The following is a 17,985-nucleotide window of genomic DNA, read 5'->3' as shown; positions in this document are numbered from 1 at the left end:
TAGGACGCAGCCGGCCGCGAAACGGTTCTCGAAGCGACGGGGACCGGTCAGGTGATCGGTGTCGATCGCCTCACAGCCGATGGGTGTGGGCCGGACTACCGGACGCTACGGAGCGCCTCCGGTGACTACCATGAGCGTTGGTGCGGTCACGGCAACGTGTCCTGATGGCGGCGTCGGGGGAGGTGCACGTGATGTCGACGGATTCTGCCCGCAGTCCGTCGCAGGGCCTGGTGCGATCGAGGCTGATCACCTCGTTGGACGTCCGACCCCGATCGCTCGGCCTGGTCGTGGCGCCCGCCGGGTGCGGCAAGACCACGCTGCTCGCCCAGTACGCCGATCGGGTCGACGGGCCGGTGCACTGGCTACGAATCGTGCCGGCGGACGCGGACCCGGCGCGGGTGCTGGACCGCGTCGACGCGGCGCGGCCCGACCGCGACAACGGGCTGCTGATCGTCGACGACCTGCACCTGATCGAGGGCTCGCCGGGGGAGTCGGTGCTGCTGGAACGGGCGCTGGGCCTGACCGGGGAGGGCCTGGCGGTCCTGATCGGCACCCGTCGGGTCTCGCCGCTGATCCTGACCCGGCACGAGTTCTCCGACAGCGTCGTCATCGACGCCGAGCAGCTGCGCTTCCGCACCTGGGAGGTGGAGCGGCTGCTGCGGGACGTCTACCGGGAGCCGTTGCCCGCCGACGACGTGGCGGCGCTGGCCCGACGGCTCGGCGGATGGGCGGCCGGGCTGAAGCTCTACCACCTGTCCACCCAGGGCCAACCGCTGCCCGACCGGCGCCGGGCCGTGGCCACGCTGGCGGTCCGCTCGGCGCTGTCCCGGGACTACCTCACCCGTACGGTGCTGGCGGAGCTCGCCCCGGACCTGCACCGCTTCCTGGTCCTCACCTCCGTCTTCGAGATCGTCACCGCCGAGCGGTGCGACCGGCTGCTGGGCGGCGGCGACGGGCAGGCCGCGCTGGAGGAGCTGGAACGGCGCCAGGCATTCACGGTCTCCCACGACGGCGGCCGGTCCTTCACCTACCACGAGGTGCTCCGCGGCCACCTCACGGCCGTGTTGACGGAGCAGAAGGGAGAGTCCGGGGCCCGGGAGTGGCACGCCCGCGCCGGGCGGCTGCTCGCCGAGGAGGGCGCGGCGCTGGAGGCGGCCCGCTGCTTCGCCCGCGCCCAGCAGTGGGCCGAGGTGCACCGGCTGCTCGACGCCGCCGGCAACGCCGTGGCCGTGCGCGGTCTCGACCCGTGGTCCGACCTGCTGCCGTCCTGGTTCATCGCCGAGGATCCCTGGCTGGTGCTGGCCGACGCTCAGCACCGGATCAACGAGGGGCAACTGGCGTCGGCGGTCCCGCTGCTGCGCCGGGCCGAGGAACTGTTCGGTGCCGGTCCGGGCGCGGCCCGCTGCCGGTCGCTGCGGGCGGACGTGGCGGCCTGGCTGCCGGACGCGGCCCACTGGCGCGGGCACTGGTCGGGCTGGTTGCGGACCGCCACCCGCCGCCATCCGGCGATCGTGGTCGGGGAGGCGGAACGGCTGACCGGGGCCGAGGACGTGCTGGTCCGGGCGACCGCCTCGCTGCTGGCCGGTCACGTCGGCGAGGCGCTGCGCGTGCTGGAACAGCAGACCTGGGCCGACAACGACCTGGTCGGGCTCGCCGGCCGGCTGCTGCGGGCCGCCGTCGCGGTGGCCCGCGCCGACCCGCAGGCGGTCACCGCGGTCGCCGCCGTCGGCCTGGCCGCCGACCGCGCGGGACTGCCCTGGCTGGTCCGACTGGCCCGGGCGGTGTCGGCGCTCAGCGGGGAGGAGGCCGACCTGAAGGAGGCCGCCACGGTCGTGGAGGAGTGCGACCGGCTGGGGGACCGGTGGGGTGCGCTGCTCGCGGCGGGCTGCGCGACGCTGGCCCGCTCGGTGCGCGGCGGCCCGGAACCGGAGCAGGCGGCCCGGCTGCTCGACCGGGCCCGCGCGGTCGACGGCGGGGTGCTCGCCGCCTGGGCGCAGTCCCTGCTCGCGCTGGCCGCGGCGCGCGCCCGGGTGCCCGACGCCGAGGTCGAGGTCCGGCGGGCGGAGAGCACCGCGCGAGCCGCCGGAGTGCCGGGGGCGCCGGTGCTCGCCCTCGCCGCCGGGATGCCCGCCGGGCCCGGCCGCAGCACCGCGCTGGCGGCCGTGCACGCCGCCGCCGAGCACGCCGGGCTGCCGAGGACGGTGGTGTTCGCGTGGCTCGTTCCCGAGGCCCGGCCGTCGGCGACCGCGCCGCGTCCGGCCCCGCTGACCGTACGCTGCTTCGGCGGCTTCCAGATCTGCCTGCACGGCGAGCCGCTGAACTGGGCTCCGCTGCGCCCACGGGCACGGGCACTGGCCCGGATGCTCGCCATGCGGGCCGCCCCGGTGCACCGCGACCGGTTGCTCGACGCGCTCTGGCCGGACACCGACCCAGCGACGGCCACCCGGACCCTGCACGTCGCCCTCTCCAGCCTGCGGCGGTTCCTCGACACCCAGCTGCCGCTCGGGGACCGGGAGACGCTGCTGCACCGCGACGGTGACGCGTACCTGCTGGCGTTGCCGCCGGAGACGTGGTGCGACGTCAGCGAGTTCCGGCGCGCGATGGCACGGGCCGCCCGGCACGGGCCCACCGATCCCCGGGCGCTGGACGACCTGCGGGCGGCGGTGACCGCGTACGCCGGGGAGTTGCTGCCGGAGGACGGCCCGGCGGAGTGGGTGGTGGCCGAGCGGGAGACTCTGCGCCGGCAGGCGGCCGACGCGGCGGCCCGGCTCGCCGACGCCGCCCTGCGCGGCGGCGACGGGACCGAACCGGCGGTGGCGATGGCGGCGCGCTGCGTCGAGATCGACCCGTGCCACGACGCCGGCTGGCGGACGTTGATCGCCGCGCACGACCGGGCCGGCAACGCCGCCGCGGCCGCGCACGCCCGCCGCCGCTACGCCGACGTGCTCGTCTCCCTCGGGCTGGACCCGTCCGTGGTCGCGGGCGCCCCGTCGCCGGCCCCGGTCACCGGCGGCCGAAGAATTCCGCTTCCCCGATCGCCACGGCCGGGATCAGCCCCGGACCGTACGTCGAGCGGACAACCAGCCTGATCCGCACCAGGTCCGGCATGGACACGTCGAAGTGCTGCTCGCCGGGCTCGTCGACCAGTTCGATGTCGGTGCTCTGCTTCTCGCCGGCGGCGTTGACCGTGACCACGGTCAACTCGCGGGGCCGCCCGGCGGCGAGGTAGGCCTGCCGGCGCGGACTGACACCCGGAGTGATCACCACGGTGAGCAGCCGCACGGGCTCGTTGAACCGACCCTCCACCCACGAGTCGGTGGCCTTGCCGGCGGGCGCCCAGTACCGGTTGCTCGCCCCGTCGGTCAGCCGGCTGGCACCGGCGCCGGGGGCCTCCGACGAGGCGACCACCGAGGCGGGTACCAGCGGGGTCGGGTCCTGGGTGCGGTCGCGTACCGCCTCCAGCGCCCGCCGGGCCAGCGGCGGCCCGACGACGGCCAGCACCGCGACGAGGCAGACGGCCAGCACGATCAGCACGAGCCGGCGGGCTGCGGCGCCGACGCGGCGTTCCTCCTCGCGCAGGCTACGGCGACGGCGGGGCGTGCGCCTCCGCAGCCGGTCCCACAGCCGCTGCCACCAGGTGCGTCTGCGTTCGGTGGCGACCGGCGCGGCGGCCAACGACGTACCGCAGCGCAGGCAGAACCGCCGGCCCGGGTCGTTCTGCGCACCGCAGGCCGGATTCGGGCAGGTCACCCGGGCGTCCGGCGGGCGTGGCGGCCCGTCCGCCGACACCGGCCCGGGCTCCGGCGGCCCAGGCTGCACCGGCTTCGGTGCACCGGGCTGCATGGGTTTCGGCGGTTCGGGTCGCGCGGGCCGGGGATCCGGCGCGCCGGCGGCGGCGCCGTCGTCCGGGTGCCGGGGGCGCGGGGCGGAGTCGCCGCGCCGGCTGTCGGTGGTCGCCGTGCGGGCGGGCGGGCGCTGGTCGCCGGATTCACCCGCATCGGCGTCGACCGGTGCCCGGCTGTGGGCCTGCTTCGCTTCTCCGACCTCGACTACCGGCTGCGCAACGTCCGCGGCCGCTGATGGCCCGTCCGTGGTGGCGGTGGCTCGCCCGCGTTCGTCGGGCGGCGTCCTGGTCGGTTCCCGGTCGGCGGCCTCGGACGGCTGTTCCGGTGCCGAGCGGCTCCACAGGAACTCGCCGCAGGTGCCGCAGAACTGGGCGCCGGCTTCGTTGGTCGCGCCGCACACGTCGCATATGATCATGGCAGGATCTCCAGGGTCGCCCGCACGTGTGCCGGCACTGCGGAGCCCAGCACCTGGCGTACCAGCGCTTCGTCGACGTCGCCGTGGATCCGGACCCGGACCTGCGGTGTCTCGTCGGCCGGCGGCGCGTCGGTCGGCGTCGCCGACCAGCTCACGCCGCCGTTGTCGGTGACCTCCACCCGGGCCCCGGTAGCGATCCGGAGCGCCAGTTCGACGCCCCGGGCGGTGCCGCGCCAACGGTGCAGCTCCATCGCGTGCCGCACCAGGTCGCGGCGGGCCTGGTGCGGCCGGTCCCGGTCCACCGGCGCGGCCACCCAACCGGCCAGCCAGTCCAGAAAATCCGGGGGCGCCAACTCCAGATCGAAGTAGGCGTCGAGACAGTCCAACGTCAGCAGGATCGGCGCCAGCACCTCGTCTAGGCCGGCGGTGAACCGCTGCGCGAAGTCGTCCTCCAGATACACCGCGGGCAGTTGCTGCCCGATCGGGTGCGGGCTGACCAGCCCCGGTACGGAACCCCGCATCAACCCCTCCTGACCTCGGCTGGTCGGCCCGTCACCCGGTGACCCGCACCTGGTGGCCGTACGAGAAGGCGAGCGCGTTGACGTCGAGTTCGAGGCGCTGCACGGCCTCGCCGCGATCCCCGCTGGTCGGATCGGCCCCGAAGAGCCGTACCTCCTCCACCAGATCGACCCCGGTGACGCGTTGCAGCACCGCGTGCAGTTCCCCGGACTGCACCGGCCGCCCGAACGGCCAACCGATGCCCTCCGGCCCACCCCGCACCGGATCCAGATAGTCGTAGAGGGCACGCACCGCGCGGCGACGCAGATCGGCGTTGGAGCCGCCGGCCCGGGGCCGGGCGCGGACCTGGGCGACCACCGTGACCCCCTGGTAGAACGGCGGCTCCACCAGCACCCGGGCACCGACGCAGCGGCGGGAGTCGAGAAAGGTCCGGATCCGTTCCAGGATCTCGTCGCGCGGCCGCAGCGCGGCGAACCGGGCCGCGTCGTCGTCGGTGTCCCGGTGCTCACCCAACGCCGGGACGACCAGCACCCGCACCGCGCTGGAGCCTGTTCCGGCCGGTACGCACCGCACCCGCTGTACCTCCGGCGCGGCCTGCCGGGACAGCTGCTCGTAGTCCTCGGCGGTGACCGCCCGCTCCCGGGTGCGCAGGGTCAGCGGTCCCCGGACCGACGTCTCGGCCAGCGACTCGCCATCCACCCCGCCGGTCGCCGCGGCCCGGTTGGTCACCGTCGACACGAACGGCACCGGATCGCGCAGCACGCTGAGCGTGCGGGCGGCCACGTTGCCCTGCCGACCGCCGCCCGTCCGGTACGCCGGAATCCGGATCACCGCGCCCTTCGGCGGCACCGCCCCGTGCCGGCTTATCGTGCCGTCGGGCTGCCGCACGGCCGGTCCGAAGCGGATCTCCCCGGTGCTCCGGTCCACGCACACGTGCCGGTCCTCGGGCCGCGAGTCGGCGAAGGACGCCACCTCCCGCCAGACCTGCCAGCCGTCGGCGCCGCTCACCTCGATCTCGATCGCCCCGTCGGCGGCCACGATCGGCGCCCGCTGGACCGTGAACCGCTGACCGGGCACCCCCTCGGACGCGCCGACGCTCTCCCCGGCGATCAGTTCCGCGTGGTAGGCCTCCACCGTGCCGCCGATGGTGGCCGCCTCGGCCCGGCCCAGCCGGGGCGGGGCGTGGAAGAACGGCTGCCCGGCGACGGGCTGGCGCAGCCGGCACCGCAACCATCCGGCGCGGTGCCGCGCGACCACCGAGGCGCTGTGCCCGGCCGGTACGTGCAGCACCACCTCGCCGGCCCGGTTGAGCGCACCGGTGCTGTCCCGCTCCACCGGGCACTCCACCCAGCCGTCGTCGGTCAACGCCTCCCACACCAGCGGAGGGTTCGTCGGGTCCACCCCGCGCCCGGCGACCGCCCAGTCCATGGTGAGCAGCACCGCGCAGCCGGGCACCGGCTCGTCGAGCCCGAACAGCACCGCGTCGCCGGCCGCCGGCGGGTCCGCGAACGCCGGCACCCGGTCCGGGCTGCCCAGCTCACCGGTACGGTCCGTCGGCTGGCCACCGGCCGGCACGGTCACCACCCGCCGCAGCTGGCACGGCGGCACGGTCAGCTCGCGCAGCGTCTCGAAGGTCACCGGCTCGACGTTCTCGGCCCGGACGGTCGCCACGTGCGTGCCGGCGGGCACGACGACCGGCGCGTCACGGGGTGCGGAGAGCCAGAACGTGACGTCGGTCGAGGCCACCGCCGGCGGGAACGGGGTGACGCCGAGCAGGTCGAGGAACTTCACGTAGTGCCGTTCCGGCACCCGGTTGAGCCGGTAGAGCATCTGGTCGACCAGGTACGCGAACGTCTCGATCAGGGTCACCCCCGGGTCGGAGACGTTGTGGTCGGTCCACTCGGGACAGCGCCGCTGCACCAGGCGCTTCGCGTCGTCCACCAGGTCCTGGAAACGGCGGTCGTCGAGGTTCGGTGCGGGCAGGGCCATCACTCGGCTCCGGGGTCGTGCGCGGGAATGACGTAGAACGGGAAGACCAGGTTGCGCGGGTCGTTGTCCTGGCGTAGCCGGTAGCGGATGTCGATGTGCAGGGTGCCGCGGGCGGCGTCGGCGAAGTCGACCAGCACGTCGTCCAACTCGATGCGCGGCTCCCACCGTTCCAGGGCCAACCGCACCTGGTAGGCGACCTGACCGGCGGTGGACGGGTCAGCGGGGGCGAACACCAACTCGTGGATGGCGCAGCCGAACTCGGGCCGGCCGGGCCGTTCACCGGGCGCGGTACCGAGGATCAGCCGGATGCTCTCCACCACCTCCCGGTCCCCACGGACCAGCGCGATCCCACCCGTCGGGTCGGTACGCAGCGGAAACGCCCAACCGGCGCCGACGAAGTCCGTGGTCATCGACCTCACCCGCCGATCAGCACGGTCGGAGAGCCGGCGATGATCGGGGCTCCGCAGCCGGTCAGGTCACCGACGCGGGCGGCGGGTCGCCCGCCGATCAGCACGGTCGGGCAGCCGGGCGGGACGAGCGGTGACGGCGGGTGTGGTGGGGTGCCCGGGAAGGCGCAGGCGTGCGTGGTGCCCACGGTCGCCGCGGGCTGCCCGCCGATGAGCACGGTGGGCACACCGGGACCGCCGATCGTCCCCGGGTGGGCGGTGGGATCGCCCACGCGTGCGGCTGGTGGCACGGCACTCTCCCTTCGGTGCAGCCGAGGAATCTCCCCGGCTCGCTCAGTTGATCCGGACCACGGCGCCACGGATGGTGACCGGGCCCTGTCCCTCGATGCCCAGATCTCCCTTCGCGGTGACGCTGACCCGCTGCCCGGCCAGCTCCAACGATCCGGTACCGGCGTCCAGGCTGATTCCGTTGCGGGCCTGGACGCTGACCTTGCCGTCGCTGACGATCTCGATCTGTTTGCCGGTGCGGTCCAGCCGTACGGTGAACTTCCGGTCGCCGGTGGCGATCAGGATCCCGTCCGGGCCGCTGCCGGCCTCCAGCAGCTCCAACCGGTGGCCGGTGCGGCTGACCAACGCCCGCGCGGCGATCCGGCCGCTGCCGCCGTCCACCGCGTCGGTGTCCAGCTTCGGCGGCGCGTCCTTGCCGTTGTGCAACCCGCCGAGGACGTAGGCGGCGTCCAGGTTGCTGCCGGTGAACCCGACCAGCACCTCGTCGCCCACCTCCGGCAGCAGCACCGCCCCCCGGTCCGGGCCCGCGCCGGGCTGCACCACCCGCGCCCAGCCGGTGGTGTACTTCTCGTCCAGCCACGGCAGGGTGAGCCGGACCCGGCCGAGCTTCTTGGGATCCTTGACGTCGCTGACCACCGCCGGAACCAGGCCCTGACCGGGCCGCTCGGCCACCGCACCGCCGGCGGTCAAGCCGTACAGCGATCGGTCGGAGCGGCCGGAGACGGTGAACGCCGTGGTGTAGCCGGCCTGCTCGCTGAAGACGTGCCGGGTGCTGGTCAGCACGTACTTGCCCTGGAACGGTTCGCCGATGTTGGCCAGCGCCACCGCCGCGCCGGCGCGCAGCCGGGCGTTGCCCTTGGCCACCCCCTCGATCTCGGCGCAGCCGGCACCGAGGTCGCCGGCGAGCGCGCCGGACACCGTCCGGACCGCGGCATCGGTGCCGAGGGTCGGGTCGGCGACCAGGTACGGCGGGCTGCCCACCTTTTTCCCCAGCTCGGCCGGGTCCACCCCGATCCCCTCGGCGCCGGGCACCTTCGGCGTCGCGGTCGAGCTGACCGCCCGCTTCGTGGCCGGGTCCCAACCCCGCGCGCCCACCTCGGGCACCTGCGCGGTGGCGGTCACCCCGGCACGCAACGAGATCAGGTTCCGGTTGACCTCCAGCACCAGCGGGTCCTGGGTGGCCCGCGCGGAGGTGTCCGGTGCGCCGGCCGGTGGTTCGGGCATCCGCAGGTGCAGCTCGCCGTCGATCACCATCACCTGCGCGCCGACCAGTTCCGCGAGCCGGTGCAGGAAGGCCCAGTCGCTGACATTGTCCTGGCTGAGCTGCGTCTCCGGCTCGCCGCCGATGCCGGCCACCGGGTCGATCCGGCCCGCCTTCAGTCCGGCTCGCTGCGCCACCTTGCGCACGATGTCGGGCACGCTCATCCCCGGGTACGCGGCGACCCGCCGCCCGCGCAGCAGCCGGTGCGCCAGGTCGAGGCCGCGTACCTCGCTGAACGTGCCGGTCGCGTCCAGTTCGCACTCCAGAGCGGTGACCTCGCCGTTGAGCAGCAGGGCAGGACCACCCGGATCGGAGGTCTGCACGCTCAGCCGCACCGGCGCACCGATGGCGAAGCCGCCCTTGGCCAGCACGCTGCGGTCCGGGTCGCGATAGCGCAGCACGAACCGGTCGGGCAGGTTGCGGCTGTCGTCCACCGCCGCGTACGTCAGCAGCGCGGCGATCTCCGCGGGCAGCGGGCTGCCGCCCACCTCGACCAGGAGGGCGTTGGCGAACTGCTCATTGGCCATGGGCACCGTCCGTCAGTTCCTCCGGCGCCGGCACCAGCAGGGCGGTGCCGGGACGCAGCCGCATCGGGTCGTCGATCTCGTTGGCCTCGGCGATCTGCCGCCACAGCCCCGCCCGCCCGTACGCCTGGTAGGCCACCGAGTGCAGGGTGTCCCCGGCGACGACGACGTGGATGTCCCGGGCGGCCAGCGCGCCGGAGGTGGGGTTCTGCCCCGGCTGCTCGCCGGAGATCTCCTCCAGGGTCACCGAGCACAGCGCCCGCACCGGTGTGCCGCCCGGGGTGAACAGGGTGTACTTGGCGTTGACGCTGGCCACGAAGGACGGGAAGCCGACCATGCCGCCCCAGTGGAACACCACCCACGGCGGCGACCCCTTCTTCTGCTGCCGGCTCGCGTCGGTCGGTACGCAGCAGGCGAAGAGCTCCTCGACCCGCTTCACCACCGAGCTGTCCATGGTGTCGGTGGCGTCGAAGAACATCTCCAGGGTCAGCTTGCACGGGTCCGACCCGGTGAACTCCGGCACGCCGCTCTTCTTCGCGTTGCGCTGCGCGTCCCGCTTCCACTTGGCGGTCTTGGTCAGCGCCAGTTCCTTCGGGTTGAACTGGAACGGGATCTGACTCAGCTTCGGTCCGGGGGAGGCGGTGCCGCCGTTGCGGGGCGGCTCGTGCAACTGGAGGTAGGCGTGGGTCAGCTGCGGCGGGGCGCCGCCGCCCCGGCCGGCGGGGCTGCCGGCGGCGGTGAAGGTGACCGGCGAGGCGCTCACGGGCTCACCCCCCGGACCCGGGGCCGAAGAAGCCGTGGTGAGCCAGCTCCAGGGTCTCCACGGCGACCTTCGGGCTGTCCGGGTTGAGCTGCGGCCCGGACCACTTCACCGGGATGACGTCGAGCAGCCCCCAGCGGGCGATCACAGTGCCCTCCAGCGTGCGCGCCTCGATGGTGGCGGTCTTGCGGGTGATCCCGTTGGCCATGCCGGAGAACCAGCGCATCAGCTTGGTGCTCTCCGCCGTGATCGGCCGGGAGAGTTTGACGTTGGAGAACTTCATCCGGGTCGGCAGCTGCCAGACGTGGCCGTTGTTGCCGCCTTCCTCCCGCTGCTCCACCACCACCTCGCAGCCCAGTCCGTCGCAGGTGTTGAACGCGCCGAGATCCTGATCGTCGATCTTGACGACGAAGGCGATCGCGACGGCGACCTCGTCCTTGGTCATCCATTCCTCCTGCTCGTTCGGCGCTGGTTCGCCGCCGTTTCACGGCTGCGTGGTGGTGTGGTCAGCCGGGTCCGCCGAGCACCCCGTGCCGTTCCCGGTCGAGGCGCAACTCGGTCTTCAACCGGCGCAGCAGCGGGTCGTACAGCTTCTTCAGCAGTTCCTCGGGCTCGATCCCGGCGGCCGGCGTCCCCGACGCCGCCGGACCGCCGGCCACCGCCGCGTCACCGGGCGGCGGCGCCGCCGCGGTCGCTGGCGGGGCAGGCAGGTCGGGCGGGGGCGGGCTGGGCACCTCCGCGGGAGGCAGGTCGTCCGGAGGCGCGGCCGCGGATTCGGCCCGCTGCACGAGCAGCGGCCCGCCCAGCCCGTCGGGGTACGCCGCCGGGGCACTGCCCGCGCCGGAACTGGTGAGGTACGTCATCGGAGCGCCACCGCTGCCGGAACTGGTGAAAAAGGTCATCGGGGTGCTACCGCCGCCGGGAATGGTGCGGCTGGTGGTCGGGGTGTTGTCGCCGCCGGAGTCGGGCCGGACGGACGGGGACGGCGAGCCGGGCAGCGCACCCACCCAGCGCTGGACCGGCGTGCTGCCACCCGCCCCGCTCGGCGCCGAGCCGCTCGCGGCCGCCACCAGTTGTGACTCGGCGTGCGGCTCGGAGCGGTCCAGCCCGGCGGCGGTGAGCGGGACGGTGGCCGCCCGCGCCTCGTGGTGCTGCCAGGTCACCCGTTGCACGCTCGGCCCGGCGGGCGCGGCCGGCTCGGGCTCCTCCCCGATCAGCGACCGGATCGGGCGGTCGCCGACCAACCGGGCCACCACGAGGGGCAGTGGTGCCGGTGCGACGTCGGGCTGCCCACTCGAACCGGCTGGCTGATCCGGCGCTTCACCGTAGCCCCCAACCAGGCCGGCAGCGTCGGACCCGGTGCCGGAATGCTCGATGCCCCCGGTTGGCGCGTCGGTCCCGGGGGTCGCGGCACCAGCGTCGAATGCGGCCGGTGCCTCCTGCGTGGTGCTGCCGGTCGGTGCGGCGTTCGCGCCACCGCCGGTCGACCGTACCGGGGAATCGGCTGCGGAGACGGGCATGGCCAGCCGGGACACCATCGGCAGGTCCCCGATGGTCCGGCCGACGCCGGGGTCCGTTGCCCGGTCGGATCGGCCGGCCGGTCCAGGCGTGCTGACCCGGGGCGGTGCCGGTTCCTCGTCGCCGGAGGGCGCCGCTACGGACGGTTGGCCGAGCAGGGGAGCCACCTGCGCCTCGGCGGGCCGCTCGTCGTCCGGTGGCACGAACGTCTGCACGGTGGTTGACGCCCCGCCCTCGCCCGAGGGCGGGCCGCCGGCCGGCGTGCTCCCGCTTGCCAGCGGACCAACGACCGGCAGGTCACCGACCGGTGTCGGGGAACCATCGCCGGTGCCGGTGCCGGTGCCGGTGTCGGTGTCGGTGTCGGTGTCGGTGTCGGCGGCGAGGCGCGAGACGACCGTCTCCCCGATCAGTCCCGCCTGGTCGCCGATGCTCGCATCGCTCTCGGTCGCGCCCCGGTCGTTGCCGTCCGGCTGGTCGGCGTCGGCGCTCGGGCCAGTGACCGGCTGGTGGGCGGCGCTCGGGCTGGTGACCGGTTGACCGACGGCGACCGGGCGGTGGACCAGCGGGGGTGTGGATGCGCTGTCGCCGGCCGGCACGCGCTGCACCGGGTCTGCCGCTGACGTGGCGTCGCGCGGTGGGAGCAGCGGAGAAACGATGGGTTCGCCGAGACCGAGCCGGCGGGGCGGTCGCGGGACGTCCGGCGAACTCCGCTGCACGGCCAGGTCGAGTGGCCGCCCGCCGAACGCTCCCGATGGTCCGGCTGCGTCCGCCGGCGCTGTGCGCCCCGGATCGTCGATGGCGGGTGCGCCGCCTGCGGAGAGCGCCGGGCCAACGGGCTCGCGGCCCAGCGTGGGTACGTCGGGTGCGGCGGGCTGTTCGCCGCCCGGCTGCTCGGCGTCGGTCGGCTCGGCGGTGGACGGTTCGACGGTGCGCTGCGCCACGGTGGTCGGCGGGCTGACCGTGGGCAGGTGCAGTTCCACGGGTGGTGGTGGCGCGGTCAGCAGCCGGCTGACCGACAGCGGCTCCAGCGGTACCGGCCGCGCCGCCGCCAGCGGCAAATCCGGCAACGGCCCCGGCGGCTGGGCCGGCGGCAACCGGAGCGCGTGCGGCGTGGCCTGGCCCGGATCGTACGTGCTGGCGGCGCCCGGTTCGTGGCTCGTGGCCGGGCTGGGTTCGCTCGTCACCGGGCTGGGCGAGGTGGCCGGGCCGGGCGAGGTGGCCGGGCCGGAACTGTGCGGGCTGGCTGGGCCCGGGCTGGCCGGCGCGGGATCGTACGGTCCGGAGCCGATCACCGACCGTTGCAGGGACGCCGTGCGGTGCGATGCCGGCGCGGCCGGCGCCGCGAGCGGCATCGGGGCCGTTTCGTGGGCGGCGGACTGCCCGACCGGGTTCGGATCCGCCGGCGCGGTCACCGGCTCGGCGGCGCCGTGCAGCACACCGGCCGGTTCGGCGTCGGAGACGAGGTGACCGAGGGGGGCGAGGTACGACGGGTCGCGCCAGGACGCCAGCGTGCCGGTGAACGCCTCGGGCAGGTTCAACCGTGGCTCGTCGGGTGTGATCCGCTGGATCGGCGGCAGGCCCTGCCAGGCCGGCGGATCGTCCCGCCGGTACGGCGCGACATCAGTCGCCGTCTCGGCCGTGCGGTCGCTGGTCGCCGTCTCGCCCTCACCGTCGTCGGCCGTCGCTGGCGTGCGGTCATGGGTCGACGCGGCGTCGGGCGTGGCGTCTCGCGCAGTGGAGCGCTGCACCGTCCGCTGCGAGCGCCACGGCCACCGCCACATGGGGTCACCGTCCCTGACTGATGCGGGTGTTGATGTTCGCAATCTCGGCCACGTAGCGCAGCCGTTCGCCGTGTTCGAGGTCGAGGATCTCGTCCAGCGACCAGTGGAAGTGGTAGGCGACGTACGCGACCTCGGAGTAGATGCGGTCGGCCGCGTACGTCACGATTCCCCCAGGCGCCCACCGGCGAGCTCGACCGCGAAGCGGTGCTGACACTCCGGGCACACCACGCTGGCGCGGGTGTGCCCCTCGCTGTTGATCCGCCGGTACATGTCCTGAAGGAACGCCAGGTCGGAGGCGAACAGGTCCTCCACCACGCCGGGGTGGACGTCCACCACCGTGCCGATCCGGGTGACCACCCGGCTGAGCAGCACCACGGTCAGGTAGGCGGGATTCTCGCGTACCCGGTCGTCGCGCAGCGGCACCAGTTCGTCCCGGGCGGTCGCCAGCCGCATCACCCCGTCCCGGTGCACCGTCCCGGAGCCGTCGACGTAGCCGCGGGGCAGCTCGAACGGGAACTCCGTACGCAGCGTCTCGCGCCGCGGCGCGACGGCGGGCGGTTCGGCCGCGTCGGTACCGGGTGGCGGGACGAGCGACGACGTACGGCGCATGGGGCTACTCGACCTCCATCGCCTCGTACGTCACCACGAGCTTCTCGGTGAGCACGCTGGTGTCGCCGGCCTTGAGTGAGCTGATCTCCAGGCTCTTCGGCCAGGCGTTGGTCAGCTTGTACCGCTTGATCGGGATGCCCTCGTAGTCGAAGACGATGATGGCCCCGCCCTTACGGGCCTGGCCCATCTTGCCGAACCGGCAATCCTTGATCCACGATTCGAAGCTGTTGTCCGCGGTCAGGCCCCGGGTGAGCGTCACCTCGCCGGCCTTCGGCGCGCCGGGTGCCTTGCGGACGGCGAACTTGCCGTCGGCGGTGTTCGACTTGTACTCGATGACATCCTGCTCCATCTTGAGGCCGGTGACCTCGGTGATCTGCCGGATGACGATGCTGTCCACCTCCAGCCCGAACGAGTGGCCGACGGCGGAGTCGAAATCGGGGAGCGGCACGACTGCCTCCTGACGCTACGGGGACTACTCGTTGACCAGGCTGGTGCCGCCGGACATCTGCGCCAGCTGGAAGATCACGAACTCGGCGGGCTTGACCGGCGCGACACCGATCTGGCAGACCACCTGGCCGGCGTCGATGCTCTCGGCGGGGTTGGTCTCCCGGTCGCACTTGACGAAGAACGCCTCGTCGGGGGTGAGCCCGAACAGCGCCCCGCGCCGCCACTCGTTGACCAGGAAGGCGCTCACCGTGCGCCGGATCCGCGCCCAGAGCATGTCGTCGTTGGGCTCGAAGACGACCCACTGGGTGCCGTTGAGGATCGACTCCTCCAGGTAGTTGAAGAGCCGCCGCACGTTCAGGTAGCGCCAGGCCGGGTCGGAGGAGAGCGTACGGGCGCCCCAGACCAGGATGCCCCGGCCGGGGAAGGCCCGGATGCAGTTGACGCCCAGCGGGTTCAGCAGCTCCTGCTCCGCGCGGGTCAACTGGGTCTCCAGCGCGACCGCGCCCCGGATCACCTCGTTGGCGGGTGCCTTGTGCACCCCGCGCGACCCGTCGTTGCGCGCCCACACCCCGGCCAGGTGACCGGAGGGCGGCATGAACCGGTTGATGCCGGCCACCGGGTCGAACACCTTGATCCACGGGTAGTAGAGGGCGGCGTACTTCGAGTCGTAACCGGCCTGGTCGGTGCGCCACTCCCGGACCTGCTGCGCGTTGAGCGCGGGCGGCGGGTCCAGGATGGCCATCCGGTCGCCCATCAGCTCACAGTGGGCGATCATCGCCGACTGGACCGTCTTCACCGACTCCAGGTCGATCGCGCCGCGCTGGTAGGCCCCCATCAGGTCGGGCACCGCGACCATGGTCACCTCGTCGACCGCCTCCAGGCCGCCGAAGCCGGTGCGCTCCGCCGCGTCGCCCACGTACTCTTCCGCTGAGACGCTCTCCGGGGCGGAGGTCGGCCCCGGGCCGGCCAGCGCCACCTCACCACCGCTGGGCCGGGCCAGCTGCCCGGTCGGCGCCGCCTCCTCGATGGTGATCAGCTTCGATCGATCGCGGACCACGGTCACCACGTTGTCCTTGCCGCGCTTGGTGGTCACCGACTCGAACGTCTCGACCACCTGCCCACCGCGCTTGACCACCAGGTTGAACCGGTCCTCGCCGGCACCTTCCGGCGGATCGGCGACCTCGACGCTGACGTCCTCCGGGGTGCCCTCGGGCAGCGCCCGGGCGACCACCTTGTACGTGCCGAGCACGGCGCTCGGTGCGGCCGCCGCGGGCAGCGCCTCCTCGGCCCGGTCGCCGCCGACCCGCACGATGTACGCGGCCCCGCCGCCCTGCATGAAGTACCCGTAGACGGCGTGGCCCAGGTAGCAGTCCGGGGCGAACTCACCAAAGATCTGCGAGTACTGGCTCCAGTTGGTGACCAGCGTCGGGGTGTTGAAAGGCCCCTGCGCGGCGAAGCCGACGAACGCGGCGACCGCCGTGCCGACGCCCTCGATCGGGCGGGAGCCGGACTCCACCTCTTCGACGTACACACCCGGCGCCAGGTAGTTGGGCATCACGCCTCCTCGTCCCTCGGGATCGAGTCGAGCGTCCCGCTCATGCGCTGAGGATCAAACGTCCACCAGGCCGCTTGATCGGGAACCCTTCGCTGCCCTTAAGCGCACCTCGTGTAAGGAGGGGCCCCTCATTAACGCTTCATGTATAGGAAGGGCCCCTTGTTAACAGCCGCAGGCAGCGTCGATCCCGGACAGCCCGGCATGGTCGTGCGGCATGGTCGTGCGGCAGGGCCGCGGGCGGCACCGTCAATCGGGCGGCAAACCGACCTCGGATACGCGTCGATCGGAGGCGCTGTCTGTCGTCTTGGTCCTCACCGTTGGGGCAACGGCTGTTCGTACCCCCATTTGTGGACCCGGCCCGGCCGGATCGACGCTTCGGCGGTGGCGTTGCGTACGGCGTCGATGCCTCCTTGTCTGAAGACCGACGGCACGTCGATGCCAGTGACTATTTCCAGCTCCTCGGCGACTCTCTCGCGGAGCTGCTTCTCCTCGGTGAACTCTTCCACGAGGTTCTCCAGGGTGATCGCCTCGCCGAAGCGATAGCACACGTCTTGATCGAGATCTGGCCGCGTCGTTGCCCACTCGTCCTGCGCGAACGAGAGGTCGTCCAGGCCGCCGAGTGCCAGCCCCAGTATGTCGCCGAACCGGAGGAGCGAGTTGTACCGCACAATGTCGTCCGAATCGTCTTCGGCGCGGCGTAGCAGCAGTTCGGCAGCTGCGGGTGAGCCGATCAGAAAGACGGGATCGACCGCAGCAGTTCGCACCTCGGCACTCGGATCAGCGAGAGCGGTCGCCAGTTGTCGTAGGGCGTCCTGGTCGATCACGATGCGGAGTGCGCCGGTGGCCAGTGAACGAGCAGTTTCGTGATCGCTCTCCATCAGCAGGTAGAGGGCGGGGGCGCCGCTGTGGTCGTTCGTGGTGGCCAGGGCGGTAGCCGTGTTGACCAGTAGTAACGGCCATTCCGGATTATCCGGGTCGGTCTGCTGTTCCGCCAGAGTGGCGTGCAGGGCCTGGGTGGCGGCTGGCTGTGTCACGCCGTAGAGCGCGCTGGCCGCCGCCGCTCGAGTCGTGAACATTGCGGCAGGATCAGTGAGGTGTTGGAGCACGACGTCCAACGCGCTCGCCTCATCGTTATGAGCGAGAGCTATGAAGACACTGCCGACTGTCGCGTAGTTACCGATGTCGACATTTCGCTGTAACACGGGGACGGCTGCCGGGTAGGTGCTGCGCCGTACCACCTCGTACAGGCTCGGAAGGTAGCGATTGGCTTTCGTGTTCACGGCGGCGAGGACCTGCTGAAGAGCGTCGGGCCCGCTGGCGACCAGCTCGCTGATCAAGCGCTCAGGATTGTCTGCGACCAGGGATTCTTGGATGAGTCGCTGGGTCTCGCCGCTGACGTCCGTCACTTTATGTCCTTCATGATCTCCGGCTTCAGCCAGTACTCGAAGAAATTCGTGATTGGCGTGTGCTGCCCCGTGCGGATGAAGATCAGATTGTTGAGTGAGTTGTCTCCGCCCCAGTTGACCGGCTTGACGTGGTGTTCTTCCCACATCCCCTTGTGCAGGCGCAGGTCGAGCCAGCCCATGCCGTGCTGCTGTTCGACAGCGCGCTTGGCTCCATTTTCCGCCAAGTGCTGAAGGCCCGGTTGCGTCCACTCGGGATTCTGGAGTTGGAGCTTGCGCTTTTCGAGATCCTTTTGTCGGGTCAACTCGGCTCGCCAGGTGTCCGTGTAGACGGCCCCCTTGGTCCCGCCGCTCGGCACGGTATAGTTTTCGGCCGGTCGCGGCACTTTCCCGTCCGCCCTTACCAGGAATACGTTTCCGGGATGTTTGTCGACAGTGGTTAGTGCGTCGTACTGCTGCCAGGCGGCCGAAACCAGGTTGGCGAAACTGCCGGTGAAGGCGTTGGGTCCTGTCTTGGTGGCCTTGTAGAGCCCTGGCCGTACGTATTCAGCTTGGGGTAGCCGTTTGGGGCAACCACGGCCCGGTGGTGAATAGTTGCTTGAGCACGTCGAGGGCGTCCATGCCGTGCTTGGCGGCAGTGGACAGGTAAGAACGCAGGGTGGCG

The 17,985-nt window shown here is 72.7% G+C and carries 16 protein-coding genes; 1 reads left to right on the top strand and 15 read right to left on the bottom strand.

Annotation, left to right across the window (positions count from 1 at the left end):
- Positions 1 to 191: 191 nt before the first annotated feature.
- The gene (locus tag IEY61_RS23655) at positions 192 to 3,089 is read left to right on the top strand and encodes an AfsR/SARP family transcriptional regulator (RefSeq protein WP_189048015.1); all 2,898 of its coding nucleotides are present in this window, start codon (positions 192 to 194) and stop codon (positions 3,087 to 3,089) included.
- Here the strand turns inward: IEY61_RS23655 and IEY61_RS23650 are convergent.
- From IEY61_RS23650 to IEY61_RS23580, 15 genes are all read right to left on the bottom strand, one after another.
- Positions 3,004 to 4,260 carry a zinc ribbon domain-containing protein gene (locus IEY61_RS23650; RefSeq protein ID WP_189048013.1) on the bottom strand — a complete coding sequence of 419 codons (1,257 nt, stop codon included), beginning with the start codon at positions 4,258 to 4,260 and terminating at the stop codon, positions 3,004 to 3,006. The two genes, IEY61_RS23655 and IEY61_RS23650, sit on opposite strands and share 86 nt — an antisense overlap.
- Complete coding sequence (locus IEY61_RS23645; protein ID WP_229706386.1) at positions 4,257 to 4,781, bottom strand: phage tail protein; 525 nt, start codon at positions 4,779 to 4,781, stop codon at positions 4,257 to 4,259. Before IEY61_RS23645 ends, IEY61_RS23650 begins: the two co-directional genes overlap by 4 nt.
- 31 nt (positions 4,782 to 4,812) lie before the next feature.
- On the bottom strand, positions 4,813 to 6,768 hold the full coding sequence (locus IEY61_RS23640; RefSeq protein WP_189048008.1) for a putative baseplate assembly protein: 1,956 nt from the start codon (positions 6,766 to 6,768) through the stop codon (positions 4,813 to 4,815).
- Positions 6,768 to 7,178 carry a GPW/gp25 family protein gene (locus IEY61_RS23635; RefSeq protein WP_189048006.1) on the bottom strand — a complete coding sequence of 137 codons (411 nt, stop codon included), beginning with the start codon at positions 7,176 to 7,178 and terminating at the stop codon, positions 6,768 to 6,770. The genes IEY61_RS23640 and IEY61_RS23635 overlap by 1 nt, the downstream gene beginning before the upstream one ends.
- Before the next feature lie 5 nt (positions 7,179 to 7,183).
- Positions 7,184 to 7,447: a PAAR domain-containing protein gene (locus IEY61_RS23630; RefSeq protein WP_229706385.1), complete on the bottom strand. Its 264-nt coding sequence runs from the start codon at positions 7,445 to 7,447 to the stop codon at positions 7,184 to 7,186.
- A gap of 61 nt (positions 7,448 to 7,508) precedes the next feature.
- A complete protein-coding gene (locus tag IEY61_RS23625) occupies positions 7,509 to 9,251 on the bottom strand; it encodes a VgrG-related protein (protein WP_189048002.1) in 1,743 nt (580 codons plus the stop codon).
- Positions 9,241 to 10,011, bottom strand: coding sequence for a CIS tube protein (locus tag IEY61_RS23620; protein WP_189048000.1), 771 nt, complete (start codon positions 10,009 to 10,011; stop codon positions 9,241 to 9,243). Before IEY61_RS23620 ends, IEY61_RS23625 begins: the two co-directional genes overlap by 11 nt.
- Before the next feature lie 4 nt (positions 10,012 to 10,015).
- Positions 10,016 to 10,453, bottom strand: coding sequence for a phage tail protein (locus IEY61_RS23615; RefSeq protein WP_189047998.1), 438 nt, complete (start codon positions 10,451 to 10,453; stop codon positions 10,016 to 10,018).
- 61 nt (positions 10,454 to 10,514) lie between these two features.
- On the bottom strand, positions 10,515 to 13,307 hold the full coding sequence (locus IEY61_RS23610; protein WP_189047996.1) for a hypothetical protein: 2,793 nt from the start codon (positions 13,305 to 13,307) through the stop codon (positions 10,515 to 10,517).
- 4 nt (positions 13,308 to 13,311) lie between these two features.
- A complete protein-coding gene (locus IEY61_RS23605; protein WP_189047994.1) occupies positions 13,312 to 13,470 on the bottom strand; it encodes a DUF6760 family protein in 159 nt (52 codons plus the stop codon).
- Entirely contained in the window at positions 13,467 to 13,916 is a 450-nt protein-coding gene (locus IEY61_RS23600; RefSeq protein WP_189047991.1) for a hypothetical protein, read from the bottom strand. Before IEY61_RS23600 ends, IEY61_RS23605 begins: the two co-directional genes overlap by 4 nt.
- 4 nt (positions 13,917 to 13,920) lie before the next feature.
- On the bottom strand, positions 13,921 to 14,364 hold the full coding sequence (locus IEY61_RS23595; RefSeq protein ID WP_189047989.1) for a phage tail protein: 444 nt from the start codon (positions 14,362 to 14,364) through the stop codon (positions 13,921 to 13,923).
- 24 nt (positions 14,365 to 14,388) lie between these two features.
- The gene (locus IEY61_RS23590; protein WP_189047985.1) at positions 14,389 to 15,918 is read right to left on the bottom strand and encodes a phage tail sheath family protein; all 1,530 of its coding nucleotides are present in this window, start codon (positions 15,916 to 15,918) and stop codon (positions 14,389 to 14,391) included.
- 311 nt (positions 15,919 to 16,229) lie between these two features.
- Entirely contained in the window at positions 16,230 to 17,324 is a 1,095-nt protein-coding gene (locus tag IEY61_RS23585; RefSeq protein WP_189047983.1) for a HEAT repeat domain-containing protein, read from the bottom strand.
- Complete coding sequence (locus IEY61_RS23580; RefSeq protein ID WP_189047980.1) at positions 17,321 to 17,707, bottom strand: hypothetical protein; 387 nt, start codon at positions 17,705 to 17,707, stop codon at positions 17,321 to 17,323. The genes IEY61_RS23585 and IEY61_RS23580 overlap by 4 nt, the downstream gene beginning before the upstream one ends.
- Positions 17,708 to 17,985 lie beyond the last annotated feature (278 nt).

Origin of the sequence: Micromonospora sonchi, assembly GCF_014646235.1 — a bacterium.
Lineage (GTDB): Bacteria > Actinomycetota > Actinomycetes > Mycobacteriales > Micromonosporaceae > Micromonospora > Micromonospora sonchi.
Note: the sequence above shows the minus strand (reverse complement) of the source record. Positions and strands in the feature narration are given on the sequence as shown.